Annotated in this window: 7 protein-coding genes; 2 read left to right on the top strand and 5 right to left on the bottom strand. The window is 67.0% G+C overall.

Going from position 1 to position 6,369, the window contains the following annotated elements; translation table 11 throughout:
• Positions 1-468, bottom strand: a 468-nt coding sequence (locus KUM49_RS37920) for a hypothetical protein (RefSeq protein WP_217241517.1), incomplete at its 3' end; no start/stop codon positions are given.
• Positions 469-814: 346 nt separating this feature from the next.
• Here KUM49_RS37920 and KUM49_RS37915 point away from each other — a divergent pair.
• Positions 815-1,276 (top strand): hypothetical protein, encoded by a 462-nt coding sequence (locus tag KUM49_RS37915; RefSeq protein WP_308406937.1) that lies wholly within the window; start codon positions 815-817, stop codon positions 1,274-1,276.
• Between the two features lie 151 nt (positions 1,277-1,427).
• On the top strand, positions 1,428-2,045 hold the full coding sequence (locus KUM49_RS37910) for a DUF6000 family protein (protein WP_217241518.1): 618 nt from the start codon (positions 1,428-1,430) through the stop codon (positions 2,043-2,045).
• 55 nt (positions 2,046-2,100) lie between these two features.
• Here KUM49_RS37910 and KUM49_RS49125 read toward each other — a convergent pair whose 3' ends face one another.
• The 4 genes from KUM49_RS49125 to KUM49_RS50020 form a co-directional block, all read right to left on the bottom strand.
• Positions 2,101-3,144: a hypothetical protein gene (locus KUM49_RS49125; RefSeq protein ID WP_254402402.1), complete on the bottom strand. Its 1,044-nt coding sequence runs from the start codon at positions 3,142-3,144 to the stop codon at positions 2,101-2,103.
• A 1,208-nt stretch (positions 3,145-4,352) separates the two neighbouring features.
• Positions 4,353-4,676, bottom strand: coding sequence for a helix-turn-helix transcriptional regulator (locus KUM49_RS37900; RefSeq protein ID WP_031116469.1), 324 nt, complete (start codon positions 4,674-4,676; stop codon positions 4,353-4,355).
• Entirely contained in the window at positions 4,673-5,782 is a 1,110-nt protein-coding gene (locus tag KUM49_RS37895) for a tyrosine-type recombinase/integrase (RefSeq protein WP_254402401.1), read from the bottom strand. Before KUM49_RS37895 ends, KUM49_RS37900 begins: the two co-directional genes overlap by 4 nt.
• A gap of 94 nt (positions 5,783-5,876) precedes the next feature.
• Positions 5,877-6,143, bottom strand: coding sequence for a hypothetical protein (locus KUM49_RS50020; protein ID WP_302185548.1), 267 nt, complete (start codon positions 6,141-6,143; stop codon positions 5,877-5,879).
• Positions 6,144-6,369: the final 226 nt, after the last annotated feature.

The following is a 6,369-nucleotide window of genomic DNA, read 5'->3' as shown; positions in this document are numbered from 1 at the left end:
CTTGGCGAGCTGGAGCATCGTCTCCTTGATGAAGTCGGCCGGGCGCTGGAGGTCGACCCGGTCCGCGTGGAAGTCGCTCAGGTAGACGGGGTGGCGGCCGGTGCCGGACATGCGCAGGCCCCACAGCCGGTCGCTCACGATCTTCGCGGCCTGGTCGTCGTCGGGCGCGGCCGGGATGCCCCGGTCCAGCGCGCGGCAGCCGGCCGCGTGCGTGTTGGCGAGGTCGGCGGCCTCCTTCTCCGTCAGCCGACTGCTGTGGCTGCTGCTGGCTGCGCGGTAGGTGCAGCCGAGGCAGGCGGCGGCGAAGGACGACGTCCCTCGGTCACCGTCGGCGGTGTAGACGAGGACGATCGCACCCTCCCGTTCTCCAATGGCGCCGCGGTATCGCTGGACGACGATCGTGCCGTCCGGCGTCCACGTCGCCGTGTCCTGTACCTCGGGACGGCGGGCGAACAGGGTGCTGAGCATGGGTGACTCTCCTTCGGGATGATCGGTGGTCAGGCCGCGAGTCGATGTGTGGCCGGGGAGGTCATGACGGTTTCGGGGCTGGGCTCGTAGCCCCTGGCGCAGGGATCGCAGACGCCCTGGGTGCGCAGCGGTGTTGGCGGAGTGCACTTGTTCCGTAACCGCGCTATTCCAGTGCCAAGTCGCCGCGTGTCGGCGTCCTCGTCGAAGTGCCCAACCGGGTACGGATGAACGTGCTCAGGCGCCAAGCCGTGGGCATTCTCTGCGGGAGGTCTCGGAAGGGCTCGTGGTGCGATCCCGAGACAGGGATGATCACCTCATGATGCGAGGTGCCTTCGATGACGTCCCCGTGACCGCACTCTTCCCTCTCCTGGAGGCTGCGGATGTGGACTCCTTGAATCGGGCGGCTGGCACGGTCGACACGGCTCGTGCAGGTAGAGACACGGCGGATTGGGAGTGGGCCCTGGAACACGCGGGCTTCCCGGGCACACATCTGGGGACTCCGGTCGTCCTTGGGCTGGATGTCATCGAGCACGCCGAGGGAGGCGACCAGCTGGAGTTTTTGCTCCAGGTGGTGTGGACCGACCTAGGTCGGCTCGCGGTCGACACGGCGGTGAACGTGGCCTGCTGGTGCGAGACCGATCACGCCACCCATGACATCGACACCCTGAGGCTCGTGGTTGGCGAGGAGACCTCGTTGCCCGAGGCATTCAGTGCCGGCGCTGAACGTCTGACCGGCTGGCTGGCCGATCCTCACGACGCCGACCACTGGCGTGCCAAAGCGGGATTGCCTCCCCGGTGGGTCCCCTGAGGGTCCGGCGCCGGGCACGTTCGTCTGTACCGGACTGGGTACGTTCACGTGCACGCCGACACCGCGGAAGCCCCGTGGGCCATCGCCTGTCCTCGGACAAGCAGGGCAAGGAACGGGCTGGTTGCGTTCCGTGCAAGGCAAGATCGGTCGTGTGATACGCGATCCTCGTGATGATGCCGAGTTTCTGGCCCTGGTTCGCCGCTATGTCACGCCCGAGCGGCGTTATCTAAAGCTCGGCGACGGCTTGCTGCGCATGCAAAGTCCTGAGTACGACCGATTCACACGAGATCTCTGTGAGGACGCGGGACTCATTACTCCGGATGAGATCGCCACGCTTCTTGAGGGCAGTTGGAGAGAACGGAGAACTGCGGCTTGGCTCGTAGCTGTCTCCCGCCGGACCGAGTTCCGTGAGCGCCTCGGGGAACTCCTGCTGGCCAGCGAAGTCTGCTGTGTTGGGCTGGCCTACAGCGTGGCCCTGGCCAGTTTCGGAACGGCGCGCGACGCTGATCTGCTCGCCGCCTACCTTGATCGCTACCTCCGTCGCCCTGACCTCGGATACGACCAAACAGTGGTCATGGGCGCTCTCCAGTTCATCGACCTGAACCTTGGAGGTGGTCAAGCCGACCGCTTCCGGGAACCTGGTGGCCTGTGGCAGCAGTGGCTCCAGGATGCACCTCACATGCAGGACGACTCGGACCCCACTCCCTTCTTCTTGAGCCTCATTCGTCGGCTTTGCGCGTTCGTTGACGAATGCGCCGAGGCGCTATGACCGCCCCCATCTCGTGGTGGTCTCTCTGGACCATGGCCGCCGCCCGGGGGAGCGGTCAGATCCGTGTGCGGGACGCGATGTAGTCGAGCCAGTCGCGTCTGGCGTATCCGGTCCAGCGGGTGGCGTTGCTGATGCTGGTGCCGGTGAAGTCCGCGAGGACGGACGCCGGCAGGTCTGTGGCTAGCGCGAGACGAGCGTTGTTGCGGCCGGCGCGAGGCGCGATGCCGTGTCGGCGGAGCTTCAAATTGAGGTAGGTGGCTCCGAGAGGGCGGGCGGGCTCCTGGCCGGGGAACAGCCACGGTGTTGTGCTGGCTGTCTGATCGAGCTGCCAGCGTGCCTGGCACTGGTCGCGTTGCGCACGGACCAACCGGGCGACTTCGGGCGGCAGCGGAAGACGATGGCCTGCGAGGTTGAGCGCCACCATCTTGTTGTCGTCTATGACGTCGCGCACGGTGAGTTCGAGCAGTTTGGTGTGCTGCAGCCCGAAGAGGAGCGTCAGGGCTCCAGCCGTACGGACATCGAGAGGCAGAGAATCGTCGCCGAGACAGCGGTGCAGCTGCTCGGCATGCTCCTCGTCCGTCGTGAAGACGCTGGGTGCGGCGATGCGTGCCCGGGGAACTACGAGCTCGCCGACAAGGCCCCGACCTCGCGCCCAGGTGACGAAGGCACGCACCTCACGACGTTCTACAGCCCCTTCCTCCAGCCACATCTCGAGTTCTGGCTGTGTGAGTTCCCCGAGAGGGGTGCCGTGCTCGTCGAGCCAGTCGAGCAGTTCCAGGGCCCGGCGCAGTCGCGATCGCATCTGGTGCTGTGTGCTGGCGCGTAGCGGGCGGTGCCGGTGGGCCCGGCGGATGCGGTGGAGCAGATACCAATGTGTGAAGGGGGTGACGAGCTGCCGCTGGGGGAGCGGTGCCTGGGCCAAGAGGGCGTCCGCCCAGCGGGGCAGGGCCTCCAATCGTTCGTCCCGCGGCGGCAGCACCGCAGCGACGACGAGGACGTCGCGGATGTAGCGAGTGGTCGGCGTGTTGGGCAGGTCGTCGAGCTGTTGATGGGTGAACTCCGCATGAGAAGCGCCTAGTTGGGACAAAAGAGTCGACACGCCGTCGCAGGTCAGCCAATATGCCACTCGGCGGGGGTGTCCGGCGGCGGAAAGAGCCGAGTAAAAGTCTTGCCGCTGTCTGGGGACTGTTGTGCCATCTCCACCGAGCGCCTCGGCCAGCTGCTTCGTGGCGAAGCAGCGGGTGCACAATCGCTCGCGGAAGATCCTCTCGCTCGTGCCGCAACGCTGGCACGCGTAGGTGAGATCGACCCCGGCGCAGGGTCCGCAGATCCCGTCCCCCGCTTCGGTGAAACCGATGAGCGGACGTTGCTGTTCGCATTGAACGCAGGCACCGGGGTGTTCACGCACTGCCGCGTAGCAGCTTGTGCAGACCGGGCCCATCGGCCAGTAGGCGTGAACAGGACGGTCACGGAGACAGCGTGCGCATGGCCCCGTAGGGCGGGGATAACACCCCTGGCAGAACGGCTGTCCGGCCACCTTGCGCGCGCAGGGCCGTAGCCGGCCACAGGCGGAGCAGACGACCGGCGGTGCGTCATAGCAGCGGGAACACAGATCGGGCGTGTCCTCGCCGCCACGCCGGACGACCTTGCGGACTTCTCCGCAGATGCCGCAGCGGCGCTGGGGTTGTCGGTAGCAGCGCCGGCAGACCGGGCCGTCCGCCGAGATCGCTTGGACTGGAGCTTGAGCTCCGCACCCGACGCAGGTGCGGAGCGGGCGTGGGTGGCACCCCTGACAGCGGACACTGCCGTCGGGCATGCGGAAGGTCGCGCGACGTACGCGCCCGCACTGCCCGCATGCGGTGGCAACGTGCTTGCCGTAGCAGGTGCCGCAGAGCGGACCGTTGGGGCCCCTGGCGTTGATCTTCATCTGTCGGCCGCAGCCTGAGCAGGTATTCGGCGGCCGCACCCGACGAGCACAGGCCGAACAGCAGTGTCCGGCCGGGAGGCGATGTGTGAGTTGGCGCGAGGTCTTTCCGCAGCCGACGCACGTCGGCAATGTGACCGGGCCGTGTCCGGCGTCCGTCAGGGCATGCGCGAGCCGCACCAGATTCTGCGGAGGTGTCGGGCCCGGATTCGTCAGGGCGTCTTGGTGGTCCTGGAAATGGCGGGCAAGACCGACGCAGGAACGTGCTGTGATCTTCCCGCGCTCCAGTGCCTGCGCTGCCTGTTCGCCGGTCACCCCCGTGAGCCGGGCGGTCAGGTGGGCGATGACCTGTCGGTGGGCCTCGTCGAGGCGGAGAGGAGCGGTCATTCCGGGCCTGGGCGCCGGATCGTGGTGCGACGCGCTTGCGGCCGGGACGCCGTCTGCTCGCCGGCGGTCTTGCGCACCTCAGCGTTGGCGACCTCCACCTGGATCAGATCGTTGGGCTCACACGCGAGGATGTCGCACAACGCGGCGAGCGTGTCCATGGACAGCCGTTGCGGTGTCTGGGTCACGAGACGAAAGACCTGCTCACGCGACAGATGCACGCCGCGTTCGGCCAGCAGCGGGACGAGTTCCGTGGTCTGGAACATGCCCTTCTCCGCCATCCGGATCCGAAGCTGCCAGTCGATGCCCATCTTCCTGATCATGCTTCCTGCCCCCATAGATCGCCGTGCCGGGCTTGCAGTGAGCGTCGCAGCAGCCGGTTTCGGTACTCGTCCGAGACGTGGCTGTAGATGGCCGTGGTGCTGGCGTAGGCGTGGCCGACCTGGTCCTGGACGAACTTCTCTGGATAACCGAACTCGATCAGATGGGTCACGTAGCTGTGCCGCAGCGAATGCAGGTCCAGCTCCGCAGGCAGGGCGGCGGCCCGGCGCACGGTCTCGAAGGCGCCGTTCAGCCGTCTCAGGGACATCCGGTCGCGGCGCTCGGTGATCCAGAACGCCGGGTGCTTGCCAGGCACGAAGGCGGGGCGGACCTCGCTGACGTACTGGTCCAGAACGTCCACGATCCAGTCCATCTCCGGGACGGTCAGAACACTGCGGCGCTTGGGAGGCCCGCCCTTGGATGCCTTGCCGTAACGGACGAAGATCGCCCCGAAGCGGCCGTATTCGGCGACCTTGGGATTCCGGCGCAGGTCACACAGGTCCAGGCCGCACGCTTCCTGGCGCCGCAGGCCGAAGGCGTAGACCGTCTTCAAAACCATGGCGTCACGAAGCGCCGCGAGGGAGCCCTTGCGTCGTCGTGCGCGGATCTCCTCGACACGGCCGTCGGCGGCGTCGAAAAGGGCCTGTACTTCGTCGTAGGTGAGCGGGCGGCGTTCGGCGGCTCCTTCGTACTCGCTGGTGTGGGTGATCGTGTTCCACTCGTGCAAGAGCTGGACCGGAGCCCGGCCGAAGCGCTCACTGCAGGTGGACGGCCAGCCGTAGCGAGTGTCGGTGATGTAGTCGAAAAACAGCCGTAGGTCGTTCTGGTAGTTCCGTGCGGTCGACACCGCCAGCGGCCTGCCAGGGCGCCGAGTGCGAAGGTCGTCGAAGAAGGCCTCCACCTCGGCGGGGTCCCATTGCCACGGGTACTCATTGGTGAAGCGGGCCAGTCGACGGACCAGCGCGATCCGGGGGTGGATCGTCGACTCCCTCAAGAAGCGCGTGCGCTGCTGCAGTGCCCAGCCCTCCAGCATCGCTTCCAGGACAGCGGGTTCGGGGTCCAGGTGCACAACACCGTCGGCGAGGACAAGGCGCGCGGCTCCAGGCATATCAACGACAGCACTCACGATGCATCTAACGCATCATCGTTGAGTCGGTAACGGGCGCCAGGTCAGCGCATCGCAATCAGCCACCGACCCGGCGTTAACCTGGGCACCAACTGCAGCTCAGCGAGTTGGCGCAGTGCGAGATGTGTTGCATTCGATGCAATACGGCAGCCTGAAGGCAGAAGTAGTACCTCCGGCGGCACGTCGGGCAGGTGGACCTCGCGGCCATCGCCCGGTCCAGCGCCTCTTCCTGCGCGAGCGTCGGGACGCGCTTGGGGCGGGCGAGTTCCACGCTGTACAGCCAGGCCCTGGTGGGGTGGTTGCACGACTGGTCGGGCCGGTACGCGCAGTATTTGCAGCGCAAGACCGCGACCGGGCCGTGCCCCCCCGGGGCTCAGGCCCATCTCCCGTAACTGCCTTCGGGTGACCAGGCCCTCGGGACAGGTGCGCCGGTCGTACTCCGAAACCAGCGGGTTCGAGGGATCTGGAGGGGCTCCGGCGAGAACCCGCTGGGGGTGTGGTGGTCCTGGCGGGGGTTCCGCGCGGGTTCACGTCCGCCATCTGGGACAAGATGGGGCCTCCGATCTGGA

Source organism: Streptomyces sp. AC555_RSS877 (assembly GCF_019049245.1).
Lineage (GTDB): Bacteria > Actinomycetota > Actinomycetes > Streptomycetales > Streptomycetaceae > Streptomyces.
This window is presented reverse-complemented; position numbering and strand designations above follow the sequence as displayed.